The sequence below is a fragment of the Wenxinia marina DSM 24838 genome (genome assembly GCF_000379485.1).
GTDB classification, from domain to species: Bacteria; Pseudomonadota; Alphaproteobacteria; order Rhodobacterales; family Rhodobacteraceae; genus Wenxinia; species Wenxinia marina.
This window is the reverse complement of the sequence record NZ_KB902276.1, coordinates 271257-295577: the sequence shown is the minus strand read 5'-3', so window position 1 is coordinate 295577 and position 24321 is coordinate 271257. Positions and strand designations below refer to the sequence as shown.

Below are 24321 nucleotides of genomic sequence, written 5' to 3'. Positions count from 1 at the left end.
AGCCCGCCCGCCGGTCCGTCGCAGACGGGCCGACGTGTCATTCTTCAAGCACCCTGCAGAGGTCGCGGTCGTCGCGCCGGCTCGAGCGTAGAGGGGGTCGACAGGCGCCCCCGCGCCTGCCGGCTACCGCTCTCAGCCCTTCTGCAGCCGGTCCAGCCGCAGCTGCGCCGCCCGCCGGTGGCCGTCCAGCCCTTCCGAGGTGCTCTGCCGCACCGCCGGCGGCGCGACGGCGGAAACGCCCTCGGGCGTCAGCCACTGGTGGGTCGCGACCTTCACGTAGGCGCCGACCCAGAGGCCGCCGGTATAGCGCCCCGCCGCCATCGTCGGCAGCGTGTGGTTGGTGCCCGAGCACTTGTCGGAATAGACCACGCTCGCCAGCTCGCCGATGAAGAGCGAGCCGTAGTTGCGCAGCTTCGCCGCCAGCCCGTGGGAATCCTCAGTGTGCACCTGCAGGTGCTCGGCCGCGATCAGGTCGGAATAGGCGATCATCGCCGCCTCGTCGTCGCAGAGCGCGATCTCGCCGTAATCTCGCCAGGCCTGCGCGGCGGTCTCGGCGGTGGCGAGCTCGGTCAGCTGGCGCGCGACCTCCTCCTCCACCGCCTCGGCGACGGTGCGGTCGGTGGTGATGAGGCCGACGCGGGTGCGCACGTCGTGCTCGGCCTGCGCCAGAAGGTCCGTCGCGATCATCTCGGCATCGCCGGTATGGTCGGCGAGGATGTAGATCTCGGACGGCCCGGCCAGCTGGTCGATGCCGACCGGGCCGAAGACCTGCCGCTTGGCCTCGTTGACGAAAGCGTTGCCGGGGCCGACGATCTTGTCGACACGCGGCACGCTCTCGGTGCCGAAGGCCATCGCCGCGATCGCCTGCGCGCCGCCGATGCGGAAGATGCGGTCGGCGCCCGACAGGTGACAGCCGGCGATCATCGCGGGATGCGCGTTCGGCGGCAGGCAGGCGATGACCTCGCCCACGCCCGCCACCTTGGCCGGCACGATGGTCATGACCGGCGCGGAGAGCAGCGGATAGCGTCCGCCCGGCACGTAGCAGCCCACCCGCTCCAGCGGGATCACCCGGTGGCCCATGTGCACGCCCGGCAGCGCCTCCATGTCGAGGGGCTGCATCGTCGCCAGCTGCGCCTCGGCGAAGCGGCGGACGTTGGCGATGGCGAACTCGGTATCGGCCCGGGTCTGCGGGTCGAGGGCGTCGAGCGCGGCCTGCCGCTCCTCTGCCGTGACCTCGAACCGCTCCAGCTCGCTCCGGTCGAAGCGTTGCGCGTACTCGGCCACCGCCGCGTCGCCCCGGTCGCGCACGTCGGCCAGGATGCCGCTCACCAGTTCGGCGACCGAGCCGGTGTCGGCGGTCGCGTCGCGGGTCGGGCGGCGCAGGTGGGTGACGCCGGGCGGAAGGTCGGTAAGGTCGGTCATGGATGTCCCCTGTCGGGCGGCGGGCGCCGTCTTTGCATACGTATTCACAGACACCTATCCAACAGCCCGCGGCGCCGCGCAACGGGAATCTTCCGCGGGGGAAACGGTCAGCCGTCCCTGTCGCCCGGAGGGGTGCCGGGCCGCGCCAGGAACAGCTCCCACACGCACCAGATGCCGAGGCCGACGAAGATCGTCGCCCAGCCCGCCTCGCCCGAGGACGCCTCCACCCCGGCCCAGCCGAAGCAGACGGCCGTCACCGCGACCCGCCGCCACAGCGGGCGGAAGAAGGGGTGGTCGCGGTCCAGCAGCTTCACCGCCTACCCCGCGAGCGTCGTGACGATCAGGAACAGCACGCCCGACAGGATCGCGGCGGCGGGCACGGTGATGAGCCATGCGGCGACGATGGTCAGGAAATGCGACCGGCGGACCAGCTTGCGCCTCGCCCGCTCTTCCGCGGCGACGGCGGGCGGATTCGGCACCGCGAGCCGCGCGGCGCGCATCCGCCGCTCGGTGTGCCATTCGCGGAAGAAGCCGACGCCGAACACGCCGCCGACCGCGATGTGGGTGGAGCTGACGGGCAGGCCCAGCCAGCTCGCCGCGATGACGGTCAGCGCCGCGGACAGGGCGACGCAGTAGGCGCGCATGGGGTTCAGCTTGGTGATCTCGCCGCCGACCATGCGGATCAGGCGCGGGCCGAACAGGAACAGGCCGAACGAGATGCCGAAGGCGCCGATCACCATGACCCAGGCGGGGATGCCGATGGTGCCGGCGACGCCCTCGCTGCCCGAGGCCTGCACGATGGCGGCGAGCGGGCCGACCGCGTTCGCGACGTCGTTCGCGCCGTGGGCGAAGCTGAGAAGGCCGGCCGACACGATCAGCGGCACCGCGAAGAGGACCTTCAGCGACTTGTTCCGGTTCTCCAGCCCCCGCGCCTGGCGGCGCACCACCGGCACCATTATCGCGCCGATGCCGACGCCGGCGACCAGTCCGATGAAGAGCGCCGCGCCGAAGCCGACGTCGATCACCGACTTCAGCCCCTTCATCACGATGTAGGTGGCGAAGGCGCCACCCATCAGGCCCGTCAGCACCGGCACCCAGACCCGCGCGGCGGCGATCTTGTCGTCGCGGTAGATGATCCGCGCCTTGATGAACCACAGCACGCCCGCCGCGACCGTCCCGCCGAGGAGCGGCGAGACGACCCAGCTGAGCGCGATCGCCCCCATCGTCGGCCACGACACCGCGCCGAACCCCGCTGCGGCGATCCCGGCGCCCATCACCCCGCCCACGACCGAGTGCGTGGTCGAGACCGGCGCCCCGATCCAGGTCGCGAGGTTCACCCAGATCGCCGAGGACAGCAGCGCGGCCAGCATCGCCCAGACGAAGGTGCGGGACGAGCCGAGGCTGTCCACGTCGATGATGCCCTTGGCGATGGTCCCGACCACGTCGCCCCCGGCGAGGAGCGCGCCCGCCGTCTCGCACACCGCGGCGATGGCGATGGCGCCGCCCATCGTCAGCGCCCGCGCGCCGACGGCTGGCCCCATGTTGTTCGCGACGTCGTTGGCGCCGATGTTCAGCGCCATGTAGGCGCCGATGGCGGCCGCGACGGCGACGATCACCGTGTTCGGCGATTGCTGGAAGAAAAGCCCGGCGGCGAGGGCGGCGACCGCGACGAACAGGAAGGCGATGCCGAAGCCGACGGCGGGCCGGCCGGCATAGCTGGTCGCGATCTCGAGGTTCGAGAACCGGCCGAGGTCGCGGTCGAGCGTCTCGAGGTGGCGGGCCTCGAAGTCCCTGCTGTCGGTCATGGCGTCTCCTCCGGGTCCGGCCCCGTACCGGTCCGCGTCCGGAACTTCAACGCCCGAACTCCTCCAGAAGGGTCCGCAGGCTCGGCTCGTCCACCATCTGCGCCGCTTCGCGCGGGGGGACCCAGCGCAGCGTCCGCTGGCCCGCCTCGGGAAAGCTGTCCTCCATCGCCTCGACGGCGACCGGATAGACCAGCGTCTCCACCGGCAGCGCCCAGCCGGCGGACTTGCGCTTGCGATAGGTGTAGCTGCCGATCGGAGCCGGCGCCACGCGGCCGCGCACGCCGGCCTCTTCCCACGCCTCCTGCAGGGCCGAGCCGGCGGCGTCGAGCCCGCGGATCGGCCAGCCCTTGGGCAGCACCCAGCGCCGCGTGCCGCGGCTGGTGATGACGAGCATCTCGCGCGCCGCGCCCTCGCCGCGATGGCAGAGCGCCGCGACCTGCAACCGGGGCGGCCGGCGCAGCATCGGCCGCAGCAGGCCGGTCCACAGGCGGCGGGCCAGCCTCATCCGTCGCCGTGCCTGTCGTGATGTCCTGTCACCGCCGCCCTTCCGATCGCCCGCCCCCCTGTGCGGAAGGGCGGTGGGCCATGGTGGCGCAGGCGGCCGACAGGGTCAAATGACGGGCGGGCAAATGCAGCGCGGAGGTTCGATCGGCAGGGGTGATGTGGTTGGCTTGCCTGAGCAATCCGATGTCGGGACGCTGCCGCACCATGAAGAACGGCGCCTCCCCGAACATCCCGTCCCGGGCCTGACCCGGGACCCCGCCGGACCGGAGCGCTCCTGCCCGTCGGACCCCCGGGTCAAGCCCGGGGCGGGTATTCGATCGGTGAGGGTCTCTCGATCCCCGCTACCTCAGCCGCAGCGGCACCGAGATCGGGCCGTATTCCGGCCAGGTCGTCATCGGCGTCTCGCCCACCAGTTCGAACCCGTCGCAGAGGTCGGTGAAGACCTCGATCGACGCGGTCAGCATCAGTCGCGCCAGCGGCGCGCCGGCGCACATGTGCGGGCCGCGGCCGAAGGCGAGGTGCGGCGGAGCGTCGGTCCGATCCAGCCGAAACTCCGCAGGGTCCTTAAACGCCTCGGGATCGCGGTTGGCGGCGGCGAAGGCCAGGGCGACCGGCTCGTCCTCGCGGATCGTGCGGCCGCCGATATCGACCTCGCGGGTCGGCGTGCGGGCGAAGCCGCGGTAAGGCGTGTAGAGGCGCAGCAGCTCTTCCGTCGCGGCGGGGATCAGCGACGGGTCGTCCTTCAGCATCGTGAAATGCTCGGGGTGCCGCGAGAAGTGCACGCCGACCGAACCGAGGAAGGTCGTCGGGGCGATGATCCCCACCACGAGGAGCTGGCGGATGGTGCCGAGAATCAGGTGCTCGGGCAGCTGCTCGCCGTTGTCCCGCGCGGCGAGGAGCGCGCTCGTCGGGTCGACCGTGGGGTCGAGGGGGCGGGCCTTCCTCTCGTCGATGACGCCCTGCGCGACCTCGTAGAGGAACAGGCTGGTGCGCTGCATCGCCGCCACGTCCTTGGTCTGCAGCGCGAGGTTGAACTCCTTGCCGATGGCGCGGACTCGCTGGGCCGTCTCGTCCGGGATCATGAAGAACTCGGCCAGGACGTGGATCGGCAGGTGGTAGGAATAGTCGAGGCAGAGGTCGAACTCCCCCTGCGGCACGAGCGGCTCGAACAGGCGGCGGGCGATGCCGCGGACGACCGGGCCCCAATGCTCCATCCGCTCGCGCCGGAACAGGGGCGAGATGGCGCGGCGGTAGGGCGTATGCTCCGGCGGGTCGAGATGCAGCGGCGGCCGCCGGCCGGTCGTCGCCACGCGGGGCACGACGTTCTGCACCGCGGTCGAGAAGAGCGAGGAATCGTCCATCGCCGCCTCGATGTCGGCATAGCGGGTCAGCACCCAGAACCCCTCGAAGTCGTTGGAGTGGGCGACCGGGCAGCGCTCGCGCAGGTCGTCGAACAGTCTGTGCGCATCGTCGAAGCCCTCGGTCACGTCCGCGTCGAAATCATGCGCCCGCGAGAAGGTCTCGCGCCCCTTCGCCTCGCGGCGGTCGTGGATCACCCGGCTCATCGCGGTCCTCGTCGTTGGAGATCGTCGCGGCCATCCGCCCGACGGACGCAGGCGGCGGAGCCTCGGGCCCCGCCGCCCGGTATCAGAACCCCTTGGTCTCGACCGACCAGGGCGCGGCACACCACGTGCAGTCCTCCGCCAGGAACGCCGCCTGCCCCGTCGCCTCGTCGCCCTTGAGCTGCCAGTCCAGCCAGTCGGTGGCGAGCGCGATGGAATCGGCCAGCGCCTGCACCTCCACCCCCTGCCCCTCGTAGGCGCCGGTGACGAGGCCGCCATGGCCCGCGCTCTCGTGCCCGACGAGGATCATCGGGAAGTCGGCCTGGTCGAAGTTGGCATTGGCGTTTTCCCACGCGATGTCGGACGGACCGCCGGCGGCGATCATTGTCGGCTGGGTGATCGAGCCCAGGTTCTCGATCCCGTATTCCGGCGGCCGGCTCTCGTCCGGTTCGGTGAAGAAGCCGGTCGCGAGGCCGAGGATCGCGTCGACCCGCGGCTCGGCTCCGCCGAGGAGGGCCTCGGCGCCGCCACAGGACCAGCCCATCGTGCCGATGGCGGAGGGCGCCGCGCCCAGCTGCCCGGCCCCCGCCCCCTCCAGCCAGTCGATCATCGGGCCGACCTTGTCCGCGCGGGGCCCGTCCCGGTCGGTCGAGTAGTCGCCCGGCGCGCCGGTGGCGAGGACGGCGTAGCCCTGCTCGGCCACGCCGACGATCAGCGCCGTCGCCTGCGCGTGCGAGAGGACGCAGCCACCGTTGAACCACAGGACGGCCGGCGCGTCGGCCAGCCCCTGCGGCGCGTACAGCGTGTAGCCGTCCAGCCCCTCCGCCGCGCTGCGCAGCACCGGATAGGGCGCCTCCTGGGCAAGGGCCGGCGCGGCCACGGTGGCGGCCAGGGCCGCGATCAGGGTACGTTTCATCGTCATCTCCTCCACGAAGGGTTTCTCCCTCCCCGACCTCACATCAGCCCCGGCAGCCACAGGACCAGCGCCGGCACCGCGATCAGCAGCGCCACGTGCAGGATGTCGGCCAGGACGAAGGGCAACGTGCCGCGGAACATCTCGGACAGGGGGATGTCCCGGGCGACGCCGGACAGGACGTAGACGTTCATCCCCACCGGCGGCGTGATCAGCGCGATCTCGGTCATCCTGACGACGAGGACGCCGAACAGGACGGCATCGAAGCCGAGGCCGGTGATGAGGGGGAAGAACAGCGGCACCGTCAGGGTCATCATCGCGCTGGCGTCGAGGATCATGCCGAGGAACAGGTAGACCAGCAGCACCAGCAGCAGGATCCCGATCGGCGGCAGCTCGGCCGAGGCGACCCAGCCGACGACGTGCAGCGGGATCGTCGTGACGGTGACGAAGCCGTTGAAGACCAGCGCCCCGAACAGGATGCCGAAGATCATGCCGGTGGTCTTCAGCGTCTCGTACATGGCGTCGCGTACCGCCGCCACGCTCAGCCGGCCGCGCAGGGCCGAGATCACGACGGCGCCGAAGGCGCCCATCGCGCCCGCCTCGGTGGGCGTGAACCAGCCCCAGAGGATGCCGCCCATGACGAGGACGAAGAGCAGGATCACGTCGCCGGTGCGCCGCAGGCCCGCCAGGCGCTCGCGCGCGCCGAAGCGGGGGCCGGCGGGGCCGAGGGACGGGTCGCGGCGGCAGCGGATGCCGATCGAGACCATGTAGAACATCGCGAGCAGCACGCCCGGCACGATGCCGGCGGCGAACATGTCGCCGATCGAAGTCTCGGTCAGGATGCCGTAGATGATGAACATCCCCGACGGCGGGATCAGGCTGCCGATGGTGCCGCCCGCCGCGACCGAGCCGGCGGCGAGGCGGTCGGAATAGCCGTGCTTCCTCATCTCGGGCAGCGCGACGAGGCCCATCGTCGCCGTGGTGGCGAGCGACGAGGCGTTGACCGAGGCGAACCCGGCCGACGCGCCGACGGTGGCCATCGCAAGGCCGCCGCGGCGGTGCCCCAGCATCCGCGCGGCGAAATCGTAGAGGTCGCGCCCGATGCCGCTGGCGAACAGGATATGCGCCATGAACAGGAACAAGGGCACCGTGCCGATGGCGTAGTTCGTGGCGAGGTCGAAGGCGATCACGCCGGTCTTGATGATCGCCGCGTGGAACGACAGCAGCAGCGCGAGGCCCGCGAACCCGATCAGCCCCATCGCGAAGCCGATGGGCATGCCGAGCGCGATCAGCGTGAAGAGCAGCAGGACGCCGACTCCGCCGGCCGCCACGGGCGTCATTCGCGCACCTCGCCGCCCGCGTCGTGCGGAGCGCCCTGCCCCATCGCCGCCTGCGCGGCCCGCAGCAGCAGGACGACGATCAGCAGCGCCAGCGCGGCGACCATCAGCCAGCGGAAGGGCGCCACCGGAATGTCCAGCAGCATCGTCCGCTCGCCCTGCGCGCCCCGGCGCAGCGCCTCCTCGACGCCCGCGAAGGCGACCATCCCCCAGAAGGCCGAGCCGACGGCGAGCATCAGCCCCTCGAGCGGCCCCCTGACCCGCGGCGGCAGGCGCATGGTCAGCAGTTCCACCCGCGTATGCGCGCCCTCCCAGGCGGCGTAGGCGAGGGAGAGGGTGACGGCGGGGATGATGAGGAGTTCGGCCAGGACGTAGGTGCCGGGAAAGGCGATGCCGAGAAAGCGGAAGGTGACGGTGACGACGGTCAGGCAGACGAGCGCGGCGATCGCCGCCACGCCGATCACCGCCGCCACGGCGACGATCCGTCCCAGCCACTTCTCGATCGCCGCCATTCGTTCCTCCCGGCAAGGTGCGGGCGCCGGATGGACCGGCGCCCGCGCAGGCTCATTCGTCGTGGGCGGCGCGAACCGCCTCGAGCACCTCGGTGCCGGGCTTGCCCATCGCGTCGAGCTCGGCCGCGACCTCGCGGATCGACGGCTCGAACGAGGCGGCGTACTCGGCCTGCACCTCGGGCGCGATCTCGTTGAAGACGACGCCCTGCTCCTCGCCGTATTCGCGGCCCGCATCCTCGGCCACCTGGCTCAGCTCCATCGTGCGCTGGGACAGCCAGTCCACGTTGTCGTCGAACACCGCCTGGATGTCCTGCGGCAGCGAGTCCCACACGGACTGGTTCATCGCGCGGCTGGGATAGGCGCCGCGGCTGTGCGGCAGCCCGGAATAGTAGCCGACCACGTCGCCGAAGCTCAGCGACTTCAGCGCCTCGTAGGGGGCGATGACGCCGTCCACGACGCCGCGCTCCAGCGCCGGGAAGGTCTCGGTCATCGGCATCGTGACGCCCTCGGCGCCGAAGGTGGCGAGCGGGCCGATGAAGTCGACGGCCGAGCGGATGCGCAGGCCCTGCAGGTCGTCCAGCGTCTCCACCGGCGCCTCGCGCAGGAGCAGGTGCATCGGCGTGCCGACGTTGTAGCCGAGGACGTGGACGCCCTGCAGCTCCTCGGTGAACTGCGGATACTCCTCGACGAGGCCGGTATAGACCTCCAGCACCTCGGCGGGGTCGGTGTAGCCGTAGAACATGCCCGGCACGAGGCGGTTCATGTCGTAGCCCGAGCGCGCGTAGATCGGCGCGATGTAGGCCATGTCGGCCACCCCGGCGGCGAGCTCGTCCACGCCCTCGCGGCTGGTGACGAGGGTGCCGCCCCAGTAGGGCGTGATCTCCACCCGGCCGTTCGTCTGCTCCTCGATCCGGGCGATCCATTCGGCGTCGGCCTGCCCGTAGGGGTGCGTCTCGGTGTAGGGCGAGGCGTAGGTGAGCGTGAAGTCCTGCGCCGCCGCGTGGGTCGCGGCCAGCGCCAGGGCGATGGCGGTCGTCGTGCGAAGTGTCAGTGTCATCCTTGGGTCTCCTCCCTCTGCGGACGTCGTCTCAGGTCTCGGACAGGCGGCCGAGCACCGCGTCGTTGTCGGCGCCCGGCACCACCGCCGCGCGGGGCGGCGGCTGGGGGCCGAGGCGCACGGGCGCGCCGATCTGGGTCAGCGTGCCGCCGCCGGGGGCCGCGACCTCGATCACCATGCCGCGGGCGATCAGGTGCGGGTCGGCCAGCGCCTCGGTCACGTCGTTGACAGGGGCGAACTGGGTGCCGGCGCGGGCGAGGATGTCGAGCCACTCGGCGCGGGGCTTCGCAGCGAAAGCGGCGGCGAAGGTGGCGCGGATCTCGTCCCGTTTGGCCGGGTCGATCTGGTGGGGGACGAAGTCGGGCCGGCCCATCACCTCGCAGAAGGTCGCCCAGTAGCGCGGCTCCATGTCCGTCGTCACCAGCCAGCGCCCGTCGGCGCAGCGCCAGAGGCCGAGGTCGGCGCGCCGCTGGCCGCGGGGCGGCGCGTCGGCGGGGTCGCTGTAGCGCGACAGCACGTTGGCGATCAGGCTCATCGAGCAATCGGTCATCGAGACGTCGACATGGCGGCCCTGCCCGGTCCGCTGCGCCTCCATCCGCGCGGCGAGGATGGCGAAGGCGGCATGGGCGCCGGTGGTGACGTCGGCGTTCGGCACGCCGGGCAGGCCGGGCGCGTCCGGATCCTCGCCGGTGCGGGACAGGACGCCCGACAGGGCGAGTGCGACGGGGTCGTGGCCGGGGCGGTCGCGGTAGGGGCCGGTCTGGCCGCAGAGGGTGAGGCTGGCGTAGACGAGGGCGGGGTTGCCTTCGCTCAGGTCCGTGTGGCCGAGGCCGAGGCCGGCGAGCACGCCCGGGCGGAAATCCTCGACCACCACGTCCACGTCCCGCGCCAGCGCGCGGATCGTGGCGCGGGCATCCTCGTCGCCGATGTCGAGAAGGACGGACTTCTTGTTGCGCGCGAGGATGTCCTGCGCCCGCTGCCGCGCCCTGCCCTCCTCGTCCAGCCGGTCCCAGCCGAACACCTTCGCCTGCTTAGCCAGCTCGCGGGGCGTCTCGATGCGGATCACCTCGGCGCCCTGGTCCGCCAGCAACCACGTGCAGTAGGGCCCCGGCAGGAGCCGCGAGAAGTCGAGGACGCGGAGGCCGTCGAGCGCGCCCATCACGGCACCTTCCGAAGCGGCGCGGCCTCGGCGCGGTCGAACCGGAACAGCGGCCCCGGCAGGGGGCGGGTGGTGCCGTGGTCGTCCACCTCGACCCAGAGGCCGCGGTCGGCGAGGTGGGGGCTGCCCCGCACCTCGTCCAGCGTCGCGATGGCGGAGAGGCCCCAGCCGTGGCGGAGCGACCAGTCGGCGAGCGTCGCCTTGTCGTGGGACGCGAAGAAGGCCCCGAATACCTCCTGCCAACGGTCGATCACCGCCTGGTCGGTGTCGGCGACGAGGATGTCCTCCCAGACGATGTCCGACAATTCGCCCGCTGCACCCTCGGCCTCCATCACCCGGACCAGGCTGCGCATCATGTTCGGGTTGTCGATCATCGACCAGGTGACGTACCCGTCGGCGCAGGGCCAGACCTGCCGCACGCCAGAAGAGCCCCGCACCAGCCGGTTGCCGGTGCGCCGGCCGACGCGGCCGGTCCAGGCGTACATCACCGCCTCGCGGTAGTTCGCCAGCGTCGCGGACTGCACCGCCGAGACGTCGATCCGCTGCCCCTGCCCCGTCCGCCTGCGCGCGGCGAGGCCGAGGAGCGCCGCGGTCGCGACCTGGATGCCGGTGAGCGCATAGCCCTGCTCGCCCGGTAGACGCAGTGGCGGGCGGTCGGGGTCGCCGATCACCGTCATCAGGCCGGAGCGGGCCATGAGGGTGAGATCGGTGGCGGGGGTGTCGTCCGTGCCGATCCCGGGATGGGCGATCACGTGGATCAGGCGCGGGTTCTGCGCGGCGGCGTCGTCCAGCCCCGGCTCGGCGCCCCGACGGCGGCCGTCGAGCAGGATGTCGGCCGCGGCGACAAGGCCCTCGGCCGTCTCGCCCTCCGCCGGGCGGCGCATCCCGTGCAGCCAGGCGGCGCGGCGGGCGTCCGTGGTCTCCTGCCGCTCGGACAGCAGCACCACGTCGGCCCCCATCTCCGCCAGCATCCGGCCGCCGAGGTCGGTGAGGCGGTCGGCGACGATCACCACCTTGAGGCCGTCAAGCAGGCTCATGCCAGCACGCCCTCCTCCGCCAGCGCCGCGGCTTCGTCCGGCGCCATGCCCAGCAGGCCCTCGAACACCTCCTTGTTGTGCTGCCCCAGGCACGGCGACGGGCCGACCTCCCAGGGCGTGGCGGACAGGCGCATCGGCGGGGCGGGCATGGCGGAGGGGCCGAGGACGGGGTGCGGCACCTGCACGAAGTGCCCGGCCTCCGTCAGCGCGGGATCGGTCGCGAGGTCCCGGCCGTCCGTCACCGGCCCAGCCGGAACGCCGGCCTCCGCCAGCACCTGCGCCAGCTCGTCCCGGTCCCGGCCCGCAACCATCCCGGCGACCAGCGCGTCCAGCTCCGCCTCCGCCGCCTTGCGGCCGCCCGCGGTGGCGAAGCGGTCCTCCGCCGGCAGGTCCAGCACCTCCCGCAGCGCCGCCCACTGCGCGTCGTCCTCGCAGGCGATGGCGATCCAGCGGTCCGCGCCGGCGCAGGGCCAGACACCGTGCGGCGCCATGAGGGGGTCGGCGTTGGCCGGCTTCTCCTGGGGCGTCTCGGCGAAGAGGTCAGCGAGGACATGCACCATCGGCTCGATCTGACTGACGTCGACGTGGCCGCCCTGCCCCGTCCGCTCCCGCCGCTCCAGCGCGGCGAGGATGCCGACGGTGAGGAACATCGGCGCCACGACGTCGCCGTAGGCGAAGGGCGGCATGTGGGGGTCGGTGCCGGGCCAGCCGGACATGACCGCGTGGCCGGAATGGGCGGCGGCGGAGTTGCCGTAGCCGCGGAAGCCCGCCATCGGGCCGGAGCGCCCGGCGACCGAGACGGAGGCGAGGATGACGCCCGGGTTGATCTCCTGCAGCACGTCCCAGCCGAGGCCGATCCGGTCCATGTAGCCCGGGCCGAAATTCTCGACCACCACGTCCGCCCAGGCGACGAGCCGCTTGGCGACCTCCACCCCGCGCGCATCGCCGAGGTTGATCGTCACCGACATCTTCGAGGTGTTGGTCTGCGCGAAGAAGGCCGAGGCGTCGTGGTTGCGGCTCTCGCCCTTGGCGAAGGGCGGCGAGCGGCGGCCGAGGTCCAGCCGGCGGGCGGATTCGATCTTGACCACGGTCGCGCCGTTGTCGGCGAGATCCTTGGTCGATCGGGGCCCCGCCCCGACCCACGAAAAGTCCGCGATCCTCACTCCGTCCAGCGCGCCCACGACGGTCCTCCCCGCGCTTGTCGATCCTCAGTTTGGTTCACCGAGTGAACCTTTGTCAATCACAGTGTGTCCAGCTCCGCCCCCACCCGCGCCACCATCGCGTCGCGGTCCCACTCCCGCGGATCGACCATGTCGCCGCGCACCTCGATCACCTTGACCCCCGCCTCCTCCAGCGCCCGCTTCGCGAAGAGCGAGCCGAGGCCGGAGAAGCGGTCGTGCTCGGGCACCAGCAGGAGTGCGGCGTCGATGCGGAACTTCCGCGCCTGGTGCACCATCCACGCGTTGATCCAGGGCGGCTGGTGCAATTGTTCGTTGATGGACGAGACGCGGGCGGCAAGCGCTCGCATCGGGTCGCCGTGGCTGGCGCGGATGTAACCGTCCGAGGCGAAGGGCAGGTACATCGACCAGGCGAAGACGGCGCCGTGGCTCTCCTCGAAGGCGGTGTAGAACGAGGTGTCGAACCACAGGCCCGCGCCGATCCACATCATGCGGATGCGCTCGTCGTCGCGCACCCACTCCTGCCGCTCGATCCGCCCCGCCACCTCGCCGCGGAAGGCGGCCGCGTGCGACAGCGCCCAGTCCGAGCCGCGGTGCCATTGCGGCATCATCACGTTCGGCATCTGCTCGTTGATGCGCATCGGCACCTTCGGGGCCGCGGCGATCATGTCCGCCACCTCCTCGAAGATGCGCTCCTGCCGGTCGATGGCGTCCATGCGTTCCGCGAAGCCGTCCTCGTCGAAGGGGCGGCCGGTCAGGTCCTCCAGCGCCGCGACGAGGTCGCGCATCTCGGCGACCATGAGGTCGAGGCGGTCGGTGCCGTAGAGCGTCTCCCAGTCGTCGCGGGCGAGTCGCCACCACTCCGGCGCCGGGTCCGGCACGGCGGGGGCGGAGAGCAGGTGCAGCGGCGCACGCGTCGCCTCGGCCCAGAGGCCGAAGATGCGGGCATGCTCGTCCGAACTGGCGCGGGCGCAGAGGATCGAGGGCGTCGGCAGGCCGCCCCAGGGCTGGCGTTCGGGGTCGTTCGCGAGCTCGGCGATCAGCGGCAGGCTGGAATAGCGCGGCAGGTGGGGGTGGAAGCCCATCTCCTCGGACAGGTCGAAATAGTGCGGGGCGAGCTGCTTGGCCGAAATGACCGCGGACCACCACTGGTTGGTGACCAGCGGGACGTCCATCGCGTGGAACAGCTCGTGCGGGGTGTCGGCGTTGGCGAAGGCGAAGGGCTCGCCCGCTGTGATGCGGGCGCGCAGGCCCCGGGTCCACTCGCGCTGGTACTCGGTGGCGGCCCTGGCGCAGGTCATCGGCAGGCCTCCTCGATGCGGGCGGCGGCGGCGTCCAGCCAGGCGGCGTCCGGCGCGGGCGGGCGGAAGCCGAGGTCGACCAGCGGCACGCCCCGCGCCCCCAACGCGTCGCGGAGCGCAGGCACCTCCCAGCCGAAGCCGTCGTCGGACGGATCGACCTGGGAGACCACCACGTCACAGCCGGCGAGCCCCTCCAGCAACGCCCGACGACAGGATGCGGGCGGCGCGGCGCGCAGGTGCAGCGGGTCCGCGGCGACGGCGCGGAGCAGGGCGTCGAGATCCTCGCCGCCGGCGTGACAGGCGGGCCAGACGCGACCGTAGGGCTGAAGGTCGGCGACGAGAGACCCGCAGCGGTCGAGCATGGCGTGAAAGGCAGGGTCGATGGTGGCGGTGCCGACGAGGCCGAGTCGCGGCCTGGTCGTCGCATCGGCCCCTGCGAGGTCGGCGTCCAGCAGGCCGGCATGCTCGTCCGGCGGCAGCCACCGGCCGGCGTTGCGCCAGATCAGCGCCTGCCGGGCCGACGGGCGCGCTGCCTCCATCCGCGACAGCGCCGCGCGCCGCCGGTCCTCCGCCGCCTGCGCGGCGGCAAGGTCGCCGAAGGAGGTGCCGAGGAGCGCCGTCAGCTCTCCGATCAGCCGCTCGGCCTGCACCATGTTGAACCGGTGCGCCGAGTCGGTCCGCGCCCGCACCAGATTCCACAGCAGGAAGCGCGGGCCCTTCCCCGCGATCAGCCCCTGCCGCCGCAGCTCGGTCGCGTACTGGTAGGCGGTGAGCGCGGCCACGTCGTCGCGGACGAAGACGAGGGCGGCGTAGCCGTCGTACCAGCCGGCGGCGAGGCGGTGCAGGAAGGCGGCGGCGTAGGGATCGACGAAGGTCTCGAGGATCGACGCCACGACCTCGGAGCGCGGCACGTCCGCGTCCCCGGCCGGGGGCGCCTTCACCTCCGCCGGGCGTGCGCCGCAGGCGGCGATCAGCGCTTCGGGGCAGCCGTCGCCGAACAGGCCGACGACGGGGCAATCCCCCACCGCAGACCGGGCGCGCGCCTGGAACGCCGCCTCCAGCCGGGCCGCCGCGCCGTCCGACATGTCGCCTCCTCCCGAAGATGGTTCATTGGGATAACCATTTCGGCCATGTGTCAAGAGGCGGGAAGAATTGACCGCCTCGCCCCGGATGGTTCATAGGATGAACGAAACGGGAGGAGGAACCCGCATGGCCCAGCCGCTCGCCGGCGTGCGCATCGCCGATTTCAGCCACGTCATCGCCGGGCCGCTCGCGACGCAGTTCCTGTGCCTCCTCGGCGCCGACGTCATCAAGGTCGAGCCGCCGCAGGGCGACGCGATGCGCTACTACACGCCCCGGCCCGAGCTGCGCGGCATGGCAGAGCCGTTCGTCGGCGCCAACGCGGGCAAGCGCTCCGTCGTCCTCGACCTCAAGACCGACGAGGGCCGCGAGGCCGCCCGGAAGATCGCCCTGCGATCCGACATCGTGGTCGAGAACTTCCGCCCCGGCGTCGCCGCCCGCCTGGGCCTGGGCGCCGAGGCACTGCGGGCCGAGAAGCCGGGGCTGATCTACGCCTCGATCTCTGGCTTCGGGCAGGACGGGCCGATGCGGGACTGGCCGGCGATCGACCAGGTGATCCAGAGCGTGTCGGGCCTCATGTCCCTCTCCGGCGAGGACGGGGACGCGCCGATGCGGATCGGCTTCCCCCTCGTCGACACCTACTGCGCGCTGATGTCCGCCTTCGCGATCCTCGCCGCCTGGACCCAGCGGCAGGCGGACCCGCAGGGGCGCGGGCAGGTCGTCGACGTCTCGATGCTCGACACGACGCTGGTGATGATGTCCTCGGTCCTCGCGCCGCTGACCATCTCGGGGCGCGGGCACCGGCGGACCGGCAACCGCGGCTTCTCGGGCGCGCCGACGGCGGACACGTTCGCCACGGCGGACGGCGACATCACCATCGGCGCGGTGCAGCAGGTGCAGGTGGAGCGGCTGGTCCGCACCCTCGGCTGCGAGGGCGTGCTGGACGATCCGCGCTTCGCCACGCCCGACGCGCGGGTGGCCCACGATGCCGAGCTGCAGGCGATCCTGGCCGAGCGGTTCAGGGCGCGGACGGCGGAGGAGTGGGAGGTGGCGCTGGCCGAGGCGGGCGTGCCCGCGGGCAAGGTGCGCGGGATCGAGGAGGCGCTGGACCTGCCGCAGATCGCCGGGCGCGGGCTGTTCCTCGACGTCCCGACCCCGCACGAGTCGCTGCCGCAGGCGCGGATCCTCAATGCAGGCTTCCGCTTCGCCCATGACGGACCGGGGCACCACCGGCCTGCCCCCGCACTCGGCGAGCATACCGAGGCGGTGCTGCGCGAGATCGCGGACGACTAGTCGTCGCTGCCGCCGCCGTCCATCGCGGCCGCCTCGCCGCTGCGCTCGGCCATCGTGGCGACGACCCGGAACAGGACCGAGAAGAACACCGCCTGGTCGCGCGGGGGGATGCCGGCGAACCAGTCGCGGTGCAGCTCGGCCACGCGCAGGTGTACCGCGCGCGCCTTCTCGCGCCCGGCGGCCGTCAGCGTCAGCTCGTTGCTGCGCCGGTCGCTCTCGCTGCGTTGGCGGTCGAGCAGGCCGCGCTTCTCCAGCCCCTGCACCAGCTTGGTCACGGCGGACTTCTTCAGCACCAGCGACATCGCGAGGTCGTTCTGGCTGATCCCGGGATTCTCGGCCAGCAGGCCGATGATCCCGATCTCGCCGGGTTCCAGCGCCATCTCACGGCGCAGCATGTCGCTGTCGGCGCGCATGAGGAAGCGGAGCGAGCGGGTGAGGAACGGCAGGTCGTGCGCCATCCAGCCGGCCCGCACCTGCGCGCCGGACTTGAGCCGGAACAGGGCCGGCTGCAGGAGAGAGTGCCCGTCGTCCATCCCGGCAGACCCTGCGCCACCCGGCGCAGGCTGACAAGTCCGCCGGCACGAACGGCCGGACGCCCGCTGCGCGGTTGACACGAATCAAAAAGGTTCACCCTATGAACTTTATCGAGGGCCGGCCGCGGGACGGAGGACGCATCGCGCGTATCCCGCAGGGCAAGGCTCCGTCCTAGGGAGGAGCGAGACGACATGAGGATCACCCTGACCATCGCGGCGCTGGCCGCCCTGGCCGCAGGCGGCGCCGCCGCGCAGACCGAGCTGCGGCTGTCGATCGAGACGCCGCCGGGCCACGTCCGCAACCTCGCGGCCGAACGCTGGGCCGAGGCGATCGAGGAGATGTCGGGCGGCGACATCACGGTGGAGGTGTTCCCCGCCGGCCAGCTCTACGACAGCGCCGGCGCGATCCGCGCCCTCGCCGCCGGCTCGCTCGACATGTCGATCCAGGCCTCGCCGACGCTCAGCCAGTTCGAGCCGAACATGAGCGTGATCACCCTGCCGATGTTCTTCGGCGCGACGCGCGAGGACGTGCGCGGCATCCTCGACGGCCCGCTCGGGGACGAGCTATGGGGCATGCTCGAGGGCAAGGGCATCGTCGTGCCCGAGGGCGGGCATTTCGAGTTCGCGCCCAACAACTCCGCCTACACGACCGAGGCGGTGGTCGAGAGCTACGACGACCTGCAGGGCGTCAAGCTCGCCACGCCGCCCTCGCCCGTCGTCGTCTCGATCCTGCAGCAGATGGGCGCGAACCCGGTCGCCACGCCGCGGACCGAGATCGTGCTGCAGCTGACGCAGGGCCAGATCGACGGGATGGGCAGCGTCACCGACCTCACCATCTCGGGCGGCAAGCTGTGGGAAGCGGGGATCGCGCACGCCTTCGCCGACAACGCGGGCTGGGGCGTCTACATCCCGCTGGTCTCCGCCGGCACGATGGAGAACCTGACCGAGGAGCAGCAGCAGATCGTCCAGGATGCCTGGGGCGAGGTGGTCGGCTGGGCCCGCGACTATGCCGCCGAGGAGCTGGAGACGGCGCGCGCCACGAACGAGGAGAACGGCGTCGTCTATGTCGACCCGCCGGAAGAGATGGTCGCGGCGATGCGCGAGCAGATGGTCGGCCTGCAGGACCAGATCGTCGGCGACAGCGGCATGAACGCGGACTTCGTGTCGCGCGTGCAGGCCGAGCTCGACGCAGAGTGAGAGCAAGGGGGCGCCCGCCGGCGCGGGCGCCCCGCCTGCCATGATCGACCGCATCCTCACCGTCTGGTCCCGGATCGAGACCGTCCTCATCGGGATCCTCGTCCTGTGCTCGCTCGCCACCTTCCTCGGCGGCGCGGCGGTGCGCACGCTCGCGCCGCAATACGCGGTGGACTGGGCCGAGGAGGTGTCACTCTACTTCATCATCTGGGCGACGGTCCTGTCGGGCAGCGTGCTGGCCGCCGAGGGGCGGCACATCAACACCGAGATCGTGACCGACCTGATGCCGCCGCGGGCGAAGCGGGCCGTGGGTATCGGCATGACGCTGCTGACGCTGGCTTTCTGCATCGCGATGGCGATCTTCGGCTGGCAGGCCTTCGACTTCGCGCTGATGCTGGACGAACGGTCGGGCTCGTCGCTGCGCACGCCGCAGGCCTGGACGGTGTTCCTGGCGCTGCCCGTGGGGATGGCGCTGATCGTGGTGCGCATCCTCCTCCTCGCCGCCACCGGGCGCGGCATCACCCCGGTGGCCGAGCCGGAACTGCCGACGAAGGCGGAATAGATGGACGCACTCGTCGGACTTCTGGGGATGCTCGTCCTCATGGCGCTGGGCGCGCCGATCTTCGTCGCCCTCGGCGCCGCCGCGCTCATCATGCTGGCGACAGAGGGTCGGCCGCTGCTGGACGCCGCGGCGACGTCGATCTCGGGCATCAACTCCACCACCTTCCTCGCCGTGCCGTTCTTCGTCATGGCCGCGACCTTCATGCAGCGGGGCGGCATCGCCCGGGTCATCATCGACGCGGCCGAGGCCTGGGTCGGGCACTTCCGGGGCGGGCTGGCGCTGGTCTGCGTGATCGCGACGACGCTCTTCGCCGCGATCTCGGGCTCGTCCGTCGTGACCGCGATGGCGATGGGCACGTTCCTGATCCCGGCGATGGTGGCCCGCGGCTACGACCGGCCCTTCGCCCTTGGCGTGGTCGGCGCCTCCGGGACGCTCGGCATCCTCATCCCGCCGTCGCTGTCGATGATCCTCTACGGCCTGATCGCCGAGCAGTCGGTGCCGCGCCTGTTCCTCGCAGGCGTCGTGCCGGGCCTCTTGCAGGCGGTCCTCCTCGCCCTGGTCGTGATGGTGATCTCGCGCCGCCGCGGCTACGCCTCGGGCGAGCGGGTGCCCGCACGCGACTTCGCCCGGCGCAACCTGCGCGCCCTGCCCGCCCTGGCGATCCCCGTCTCGGTCTTCGCCGGCATCTACACCGGCTACACCACCGTCACCGAGAGCGCCGGCGTCGCCGCCATCGCCTCGGTCCTCGTCGCGGTGCTGGTCTACCGCGAGATCGGCTGGCGCGACGTGTTCGGCATGGTGGCCGAAGCGATGAAGGCGGCGAGCGCCGTCACTTTCATCGTGATCTTCGCCCTGCTCTTCGCGCACTGGATCACCGGATCGGGCGTGCCGACCGCGCTGGTGGAGCTGGCGGCGGCGTGGGATCTGAAGCCCTGGCAGTTCCTGATCGCGCTGAACCTCGTGATGCTGGTCATGGGCATGTTCCTCGACGCCGTCGCGGTGCTGCTGATCGTGACGCCCATCGTCCTGCCGGTGCTGCCGACGCTGGGGATCGACCCGATCCATTTCGGCATCATCCTGATCGTGAACATGGAGATCGCGTTCCTGACGCCGCCGATCGGCCTCAACCTCTTCGTCCTGTCCTCCATCGCCCGCGCCCCCCTGTCCGAGGCGGTGCGCGGCATCTGGCCCTTCACCGTCGTGATGGTCCTGTTCCTGCTCCTCGTCACCTACATCCCGGAGATCTCGCTATGGCTGCCGACGACGGTCTACGCCCGCTGAGCCCGACGCCCGACTGGAACCCCCACGGCGAGGCCGAGCTGGCCGACCCGATCGGCACCCACGCGCGCCTGCGGGCCGAGTGCCCGGTGGCGGGATCGACCGAGTGGGGCGGCTTCTTCACCCTCACCCGCTACGAGGACGTCGTGGCGGCGTCGAAGGACCCCGCGACCTTCACCGCCACGCGGCAGTCCGTCATCCCCGCCTCGCCCAAGATCGGCCTGCCCCGCCTGCCGCTCCAGCGCGACCCGCCCGAGAGCCATCGCTACCGGCAGGCGCTGAACCGGTTCTTCCGCGAGAGCCGGATCGCCGGGATGGAGTCGCCGCTGCGGGACAAGGCCGAGGCGCTGCGGGCGGAGCTGGAGGCCGAGGCGGAGCCCGAGTTCGGCACCGCCTTCTCGGCGCCCTTCTCGGTCCGGGCGCTCTGCCTCGTCATCGGCATGGACGTGGCCGAGGCGGACGAGATCGGGCGGCTGTCCCACGACTACGTCGCCGCGGTGCAGTCGCGGGATCTGAAGACCGCGGGCGGCATCAGCCGCACCATCGACGGCTTCGCCCGGGACCTCGTCGCCGACCGGATGGCCGCCCCGCGGGACCCCGAGGTCGACATGGTGTCCGGCTTCATGGCCCACGACACCCGCGGCGAACCCTTCGACGAGACCGAGCTTGCCGGCATGGTGCGCCTCCTCCTCATCGGCGGGCACGTGGTGCCGCGCAACCTGATGACCTCGATGGCCTGGCACCTTTGCGGCGACCGCGACCTGCAGGACAGGCTGCGCACGGACCGGGTGGACCGGACGCTGCTGGTGGAGGAGTTCCTGCGCTTCTACTCGCCCAATCAGGCGCTGGTGCGGGCGACGACGCAAGATACCAAGATTGGCGGACGGGCGATCCCCAAGGGTTGCCCCGTGGCGCTGAACTTCCTGTCCGCCAACCGGGACGAAACGGTGTTCGACGCGCCGATGGAGTTCCGCGAGGACCGACACCCGAACCGGCACATCGCCTTCGGCGTCGGGGTCCATGCCTGCGCCGGCCAGCCGCTTGCCCGGCTGGAGGCGCGCATCGCGCTCGACACGCTTGCGGCGATGCCGCCCTTCGCGGCGGCGGGCGATCCGCTCTGGGCGCGGTGGACGGAATACGGCGTCAGCCGCCTGTCCCTGCGCTGGGTGTAGCGGGCCCGGGCTTGCCCGGACCCGCGATGGCTCAACCCTCCGAGCAGGTGAAGCCGTCGCCCTCCGGCACCGCGTGGGCCGGGTAGTCGCACAGCGGCCGCTCCAGCGAGCCGTCGGGCATCGAGGCGGTCAGCGCGTCCGGCGGCGTGCCGTTCTCGACCCACTCCACCAGCGGCGTCAGCCCGTCGAAGCTCTGCAGGCCCGGCCCGCCGCCGCAATGGTGCATGCCCGGCACCAGGTAGGCGCGGGAGAAGTCGCGGCCGTTCGCCGCGCGGAAGCCCTCCAGCCAGCCGGTGAAGTCGCGGACCGAGAAGGCGGGGTCCGCGGTGCCGTGCCACCAGATCACCTTGCCGCCGTTGTCGGCGAAGGCCTGGTAGTCGGTGGAGGTGGCGGCGAAGACCGGCTCGTTCGCCAGCAGCCAGTCGCGGTCGTCGATGTCGAACGTCATCGCGTCGAAGTCCGGCCGCGGCGGGGTGGAGCCGACTGTCCGCATCCAGCCCTGGGAGAAGCTGAAGCCGACGGCGTCCGACGCCGCCCCGGCCGGCGCGCGTCCGAGGATCCAGGCGCGCCAGCCGGACGGCCCCTCGATATCGGCGAGCGGCCAGCCGGTGTAGAGCACCTCGCCGTCCGCCCCCGACGGCCCGGCCTGGATCTTCTCCAGCGCCGTCACCTGCGCCTCGCTCAGACAGCCGTCCGTCTGGCCCGCCTCGCACTGCAGGGTCGCCGGCTCGAAGGTGCAGGACGTGTCGAAGACCAGCCCGTCCTCGGCGCCGTCCGCCGCGTCGCAGGCGGCGACCGCGGCCTCGGAAACCATCGCCAGCTCCTCGTCAGTGAACGCGCTGGCGGGCGCGCCGTCCTCCGCCGCGTCGATCAGCGCGCGGGTGTTCCAGTTCCAGGCGATGATCGCGGGCGTGAGGTCGAGCGCGGGCGCCCCGGAGAGCACGCCGTCGAACGCCTCGGGCAGCCGCACGGCCGAGACCATGCCCTGCCGCCCGCCGTTGGAGCAGCCCATGAAGTAGGAATGGCGCGGGTCCGTCCCGTAGAACCGCGCCATCAGATCCGCCGTCCGCTCCGTCACCAGCCGGACCGAGTTGAAGCCGTTGTCGGCCCGCGCCTTCATGTCGATCCCGTACCAGCCGTCCGTGGGGCTGTCGCCGGAATGCCCGGCGTCCGTGCTCGCAACCGCGAAGCCGCGCGACAGGGCCGTGTCGTCCGGGTTCGTCCGGTCGATCACGCCGACCGCCGGCTGCACCGCGCCGTCCCAGCCGCCGCCGCCCTGGAACAGGAACCGGCCGTTCCAGTCGGCCGGCAGCCGCAGCTCGAACCCGGTGCCGTAGCTGCGCCCGCCGGCGCCGATCCTGGGCTCGATCACGCCCTGCACCAGGCAGAAGGACGTGCCGGCCTCGGTCACCTCCTCCGCCCGGCTGACGATGGTGTCGAACGCGGCGACGCCCAGCAGCGCGGCGCAGTCGCCGGTGCCGGTGATCGCGGCGTCCTCGTTCGGGCTCTGCGCGTGTGCCGCGAACGGCAGCAGGCAGGCGGTACTCAACAGGATCCGTGTCAGCATGTCGTCTCTCCTCCTCGAAGACGGTTGCCGGCTCACCCCATGGTCCGGGGCAGCCACAGGACGATGGCGGGCAGCGCGACCAGGATCACGAGCCGCAGGATGTCGACCGCCACGAAGGGCAGGACGCCGCGGAAGATCGTCAGCAGCGACGTCTCGCGGGCGATGGCGTTGATGACGAAGACGTTCATCCCGATGGGCGGCGTGATGAGGCCCAGCTCCACCGTCATCACCACGATGATGCCGAACCAGATCGGGTCGAACCCCAGCTGCTGGATCACCGGGAACACGATGGGCACCAGCAGGATGATCATCGCCATCGCGTCGAGGATGCAGCCCATCAGCAGGAAGAAGACCAGGATCAGCGCCAGCGTCGGATAGGCGCCGAGGTCGAGGGCGGCGAGCCATGCGGTGATCTTCTGCGGCGTCTGGGTGATGGCGAGGAAGTAGCCGAACAGCATCGCGCCGATGAGGATCGTGTAGATCGCGACCGAGGTGCGCAGCGCCTCGACGAGGCTCTCGCGCATCGCCCGCCAGCCGAGGCGCCCGCGCAGGACGCCGATGAGGGCCGTGAGGACGGCACCGGCCCCGGCGGCCTCGGTCGGAGTGACGACGCCGAGATAGATGCCGCCGATGATCGCGACGAACAGCAGGGCGACGGCCCAGATCCCGGCGAGGGAGCGCCAGCGCCCGGCCCAGTCCGTGCGCTCGCCCCGCGGCAGCTCTCGCCCGAAGCCGAAGCGCACGGTGAGCATGTACATCACGATGGCCAGCAGCCCCGGGACCACGCCGGCGATGAAGAGCTGCCCCACGTCCTGCTCGGTGATGTAGGCGTAGACGGCGAGGACGACCGACGGCGGGATCAGGATGCCGAGCGTGCCGCCGCCGGCGATGGTGCCGGTGGCGAGGCGGTCGGAGTAGCCGGCGCGCTTCATCTCGGGCAGCGCGACCTTGCTCATCGTCGCGGCGGTGGCGACCGACGAGCCCGAGATCGCGGCGAAGCCGGCGCAGGCCGAGATGGTGGCGAGGGCGAGGCCGCCCTTGTGGTGGCCCATCCAGGCCTGTCCGGCGCGGAACAGTTCGGACGAGATCCCGGTGCGGGTGGCGAAGACGCCCATCAGCACGAACATCGGGATCAGCGAGGTATTGTAGTCGGTCACCGTCCGGAGCGGCGAGATCGCCAGCTGGTTCAGCGCCGGCCCCCACCCCGCGATCGCGGCGAAGCCGCCGACGCCGACGAGGCCCATCGCGATGCCGACGGGCACCCGCACCGCCATCATGCCGAAGAGCGCGAGGAAGCCGACGAGGGCGACGAGATCGGCCTCACTCATGGACGTCGTCCTGCGGCGCGAGCCCCTCGAGCCGCCCGCCGGTCAGCAGCACGACCAGCCCCGCGGCCGTGGTCAGGACCGCGGCGGCGAGGCCGGCCCAGATGCCCGCGATCAGCGGCCAGACCGGCAGGCGCAGGTCGAAGGTGGATTCGCCCGAGGCATAGGCGCTCTCGACCCGGCCGAAGACCTTCCAGGCCAGCAGGATCGTAAAGACCAGCAGCACCGCCTGCGCCAGCGCCTCCACCCAGCGGCGGGCGGCGGGCGGCAGCGCCTCGGCCAGCAGGTCGACGCAGATGTGCCCGCCGCGGAAGCCGAGGACGGCGAAGCCCCAGGCGATGGCGAGGCCGAGGAGCAGGCGCGAGACGTCGAACGCGTCCGGGATCGGCGCGGCGAACAGGTAGCGGCCGATGGCCGAGACGAAGACGGTCAGCGTCACCACCGCGAGGCAGAGCGCGGCCAGCGTCTCGACCGCCGTGGCGGCGCCGTCCAGCAGGCGTTTCATCGAGGGCACTCCGGGGGGAGGAGCA

The 24321-nt window shown here is 71.9% G+C and carries 23 protein-coding genes; 5 read left to right on the top strand and 18 right to left on the bottom strand.

The features are described 5' to 3' along the window. Nucleotides 1–132: 132 nt before the first annotated feature. The 14 genes from hisD to A37W_RS0101430 form a co-directional block, all read right to left on the bottom strand. Nucleotides 133–1422: a histidinol dehydrogenase gene (gene hisD, locus A37W_RS0101500; protein ID WP_018301257.1), complete on the bottom strand. Its 1290-nt coding sequence runs from the start codon at nt 1420–1422 to the stop codon at nt 133–135. A gap of 107 nt (nt 1423–1529) precedes the next feature. Continuing rightward, nucleotides 1530–1736 (bottom strand): hypothetical protein, encoded by a 207-nt coding sequence (locus A37W_RS0101495; RefSeq protein WP_018301256.1) that lies wholly within the window; start codon nt 1734–1736, stop codon nt 1530–1532. A 3-nt stretch (nt 1737–1739) separates the two neighbouring features. Next, a complete protein-coding gene (locus A37W_RS0101490; RefSeq protein ID WP_018301255.1) occupies nt 1740–3227 on the bottom strand; it encodes an inorganic phosphate transporter in 1488 nt (495 codons plus the stop codon). Between the two features lie 46 nt (nt 3228–3273). Beyond that, nucleotides 3274–3732: an NUDIX hydrolase gene (locus tag A37W_RS0101485; protein ID WP_018301254.1), complete on the bottom strand. Its 459-nt coding sequence runs from the start codon at nt 3730–3732 to the stop codon at nt 3274–3276. 340 nt (nt 3733–4072) lie between these two features. Next, nucleotides 4073–5296, bottom strand: coding sequence for a cytochrome P450 (locus A37W_RS0101480; protein ID WP_018301253.1), 1224 nt, complete (start codon nt 5294–5296; stop codon nt 4073–4075). 82 nt (nt 5297–5378) lie between these two features. After that, the gene (locus A37W_RS0101475; RefSeq protein ID WP_156169257.1) at nt 5379–6209 is read right to left on the bottom strand and encodes an alpha/beta hydrolase family protein; all 831 of its coding nucleotides are present in this window, start codon (nt 6207–6209) and stop codon (nt 5379–5381) included. 38 nt (nt 6210–6247) lie between these two features. Next, nucleotides 6248–7546: a TRAP transporter large permease gene (locus A37W_RS0101470; protein ID WP_018301251.1), complete on the bottom strand. Its 1299-nt coding sequence runs from the start codon at nt 7544–7546 to the stop codon at nt 6248–6250. Then, nucleotides 7543–8055, bottom strand: coding sequence for a TRAP transporter small permease (locus A37W_RS22620; protein ID WP_018301250.1), 513 nt, complete (start codon nt 8053–8055; stop codon nt 7543–7545). Before A37W_RS22620 ends, A37W_RS0101470 begins: the two co-directional genes overlap by 4 nt. Nucleotides 8056–8107: 52 nt before the next feature. Beyond that, nucleotides 8108–9112: a TRAP transporter substrate-binding protein gene (locus tag A37W_RS0101455; protein ID WP_018301249.1), complete on the bottom strand. Its 1005-nt coding sequence runs from the start codon at nt 9110–9112 to the stop codon at nt 8108–8110. Nucleotides 9113–9143: 31 nt separating this feature from the next. After that, nucleotides 9144–10271, bottom strand: a complete 1128-nt coding sequence (locus tag A37W_RS20680; RefSeq protein ID WP_018301248.1) for a CaiB/BaiF CoA transferase family protein — start codon at nt 10269–10271, stop codon at nt 9144–9146. Then, on the bottom strand, nt 10271–11308 hold the full coding sequence (locus A37W_RS0101445; protein WP_018301247.1) for a CoA transferase: 1038 nt from the start codon (nt 11306–11308) through the stop codon (nt 10271–10273). The genes A37W_RS20680 and A37W_RS0101445 overlap by 1 nt, the downstream gene beginning before the upstream one ends. Continuing rightward, complete coding sequence (locus A37W_RS0101440; protein ID WP_018301246.1) at nt 11305–12489, bottom strand: CaiB/BaiF CoA transferase family protein; 1185 nt, start codon at nt 12487–12489, stop codon at nt 11305–11307. Before A37W_RS0101440 ends, A37W_RS0101445 begins: the two co-directional genes overlap by 4 nt. A 59-nt stretch (nt 12490–12548) precedes the next feature. Beyond that, complete coding sequence (locus A37W_RS0101435) at nt 12549–13787, bottom strand: 2-hydroxyacyl-CoA dehydratase family protein (protein ID WP_018301245.1); 1239 nt, start codon at nt 13785–13787, stop codon at nt 12549–12551. Then, nucleotides 13784–14872 (bottom strand): 2-hydroxyacyl-CoA dehydratase family protein, encoded by a 1089-nt coding sequence (locus A37W_RS0101430; RefSeq protein WP_018301244.1) that lies wholly within the window; start codon nt 14870–14872, stop codon nt 13784–13786. Before A37W_RS0101430 ends, A37W_RS0101435 begins: the two co-directional genes overlap by 4 nt. 124 nt (nt 14873–14996) lie before the next feature. Between A37W_RS0101430 and A37W_RS0101425 the strand changes: the two genes are divergently transcribed. Next, nucleotides 14997–16160: a CaiB/BaiF CoA transferase family protein gene (locus A37W_RS0101425; protein ID WP_018301243.1), complete on the top strand. Its 1164-nt coding sequence runs from the start codon at nt 14997–14999 to the stop codon at nt 16158–16160. Here the strand turns inward: A37W_RS0101425 and A37W_RS22615 are convergent. Next, on the bottom strand, nt 16157–16693 hold the full coding sequence (locus A37W_RS22615; RefSeq protein ID WP_018301242.1) for a MarR family winged helix-turn-helix transcriptional regulator: 537 nt from the start codon (nt 16691–16693) through the stop codon (nt 16157–16159). The genes A37W_RS0101425 and A37W_RS22615 overlap by 4 nt on opposite strands. Before the next feature lie 192 nt (nt 16694–16885). Between A37W_RS22615 and dctP the strand changes: the two genes are divergently transcribed. The 4 genes from dctP to A37W_RS0101400 are packed head-to-tail and all read left to right on the top strand — an operon-like array spanning nt 16886 to nt 20899. Continuing rightward, on the top strand, nt 16886–17890 hold the full coding sequence (gene dctP, locus A37W_RS0101415; protein WP_018301241.1) for a TRAP transporter substrate-binding protein DctP: 1005 nt from the start codon (nt 16886–16888) through the stop codon (nt 17888–17890). A gap of 40 nt (nt 17891–17930) precedes the next feature. Then, nucleotides 17931–18449: a TRAP transporter small permease gene (locus A37W_RS0101410; protein WP_018301240.1), complete on the top strand. Its 519-nt coding sequence runs from the start codon at nt 17931–17933 to the stop codon at nt 18447–18449. Continuing rightward, nucleotides 18450–19730 carry a TRAP transporter large permease gene (locus tag A37W_RS0101405; protein ID WP_018301239.1) on the top strand — a complete coding sequence of 427 codons (1281 nt, stop codon included), beginning with the start codon at nt 18450–18452 and terminating at the stop codon, nt 19728–19730. Continuing rightward, entirely contained in the window at nt 19700–20899 is a 1200-nt protein-coding gene (locus A37W_RS0101400) for a cytochrome P450 (protein ID WP_018301238.1), read from the top strand. The genes A37W_RS0101405 and A37W_RS0101400 overlap by 31 nt, the downstream gene beginning before the upstream one ends. 31 nt (nt 20900–20930) lie before the next feature. On the opposite strand, the gene A37W_RS20670 is transcribed toward A37W_RS0101400, so the two are convergent. Genes A37W_RS20670 through A37W_RS20665 form a run of 3 tightly spaced genes read right to left on the bottom strand, consistent with a single transcriptional unit; the run spans nt 20931 to nt 24296 of the window. Then, a complete protein-coding gene (locus A37W_RS20670) occupies nt 20931–22466 on the bottom strand; it encodes a tannase/feruloyl esterase family alpha/beta hydrolase (RefSeq protein WP_018301237.1) in 1536 nt (511 codons plus the stop codon). Between the two features lie 32 nt (nt 22467–22498). Beyond that, a complete protein-coding gene (locus tag A37W_RS0101390) occupies nt 22499–23794 on the bottom strand; it encodes a TRAP transporter large permease (RefSeq protein ID WP_018301236.1) in 1296 nt (431 codons plus the stop codon). Beyond that, nucleotides 23787–24296, bottom strand: a complete 510-nt coding sequence (locus tag A37W_RS20665; RefSeq protein WP_018301235.1) for a TRAP transporter small permease — start codon at nt 24294–24296, stop codon at nt 23787–23789. Before A37W_RS20665 ends, A37W_RS0101390 begins: the two co-directional genes overlap by 8 nt. Nucleotides 24297–24321 lie beyond the last annotated feature (25 nt).

Bases quoted from the DNA above. Each gene is read 5' to 3' on its own strand.
- A37W_RS0101445 (WP_018301247.1), bottom strand. From the start codon at position 11,308: ATGAGCCTGCTTGACGGCCTCAAGGTGGTGATCGTCGCCGACCGCCTC.
- A37W_RS0101490 (WP_018301255.1), bottom strand. From the start codon at position 3,227: ATGACCGACAGCAGGGACTTCGAGGCCCGCCACCTCGAGACGCTCGAC.
- A37W_RS20670 (WP_018301237.1), bottom strand. From the start codon at position 22,466: ATGCTGACACGGATCCTGTTGAGTACCGCCTGCCTGCTGCCGTTCGCG.
- dctP (WP_018301241.1), top strand. From the start codon at position 16,886: ATGAGGATCACCCTGACCATCGCGGCGCTGGCCGCCCTGGCCGCAGGC.
- A37W_RS0101470 (WP_018301251.1), bottom strand. From the start codon at position 7,546: ATGACGCCCGTGGCGGCCGGCGGAGTCGGCGTCCTGCTGCTCTTCACG.
- A37W_RS0101475 (WP_156169257.1), bottom strand. From the start codon at position 6,209: ATGAAACGTACCCTGATCGCGGCCCTGGCCGCCACCGTGGCCGCGCCG.
- A37W_RS0101455 (WP_018301249.1), bottom strand. From the start codon at position 9,112: ATGACACTGACACTTCGCACGACGACCGCCATCGCCCTGGCGCTGGCC.
- hisD (WP_018301257.1), bottom strand. From the start codon at position 1,422: ATGACCGACCTTACCGACCTTCCGCCCGGCGTCACCCACCTGCGCCGC.
- A37W_RS0101425 (WP_018301243.1), top strand. From the start codon at position 14,997: ATGGCCCAGCCGCTCGCCGGCGTGCGCATCGCCGATTTCAGCCACGTC.
- A37W_RS0101405 (WP_018301239.1), top strand. From the start codon at position 18,450: ATGGACGCACTCGTCGGACTTCTGGGGATGCTCGTCCTCATGGCGCTG.
- A37W_RS0101400 (WP_018301238.1), top strand. From the start codon at position 19,700: ATGGCTGCCGACGACGGTCTACGCCCGCTGAGCCCGACGCCCGACTGG.
- A37W_RS22620 (WP_018301250.1), bottom strand. From the start codon at position 8,055: ATGGCGGCGATCGAGAAGTGGCTGGGACGGATCGTCGCCGTGGCGGCG.
- A37W_RS20665 (WP_018301235.1), bottom strand. From the start codon at position 24,296: ATGAAACGCCTGCTGGACGGCGCCGCCACGGCGGTCGAGACGCTGGCC.
- A37W_RS20680 (WP_018301248.1), bottom strand. From the start codon at position 10,271: ATGGGCGCGCTCGACGGCCTCCGCGTCCTCGACTTCTCGCGGCTCCTG.
- A37W_RS0101410 (WP_018301240.1), top strand. From the start codon at position 17,931: ATGATCGACCGCATCCTCACCGTCTGGTCCCGGATCGAGACCGTCCTC.
- A37W_RS0101485 (WP_018301254.1), bottom strand. From the start codon at position 3,732: ATGAGGCTGGCCCGCCGCCTGTGGACCGGCCTGCTGCGGCCGATGCTG.
- A37W_RS0101435 (WP_018301245.1), bottom strand. From the start codon at position 13,787: ATGACCTGCGCCAGGGCCGCCACCGAGTACCAGCGCGAGTGGACCCGG.
- A37W_RS0101480 (WP_018301253.1), bottom strand. From the start codon at position 5,296: ATGAGCCGGGTGATCCACGACCGCCGCGAGGCGAAGGGGCGCGAGACC.
- A37W_RS0101390 (WP_018301236.1), bottom strand. From the start codon at position 23,794: ATGAGTGAGGCCGATCTCGTCGCCCTCGTCGGCTTCCTCGCGCTCTTC.
- A37W_RS22615 (WP_018301242.1), bottom strand. From the start codon at position 16,693: ATGGACGACGGGCACTCTCTCCTGCAGCCGGCCCTGTTCCGGCTCAAG.
- A37W_RS0101430 (WP_018301244.1), bottom strand. From the start codon at position 14,872: ATGTCGGACGGCGCGGCGGCCCGGCTGGAGGCGGCGTTCCAGGCGCGC.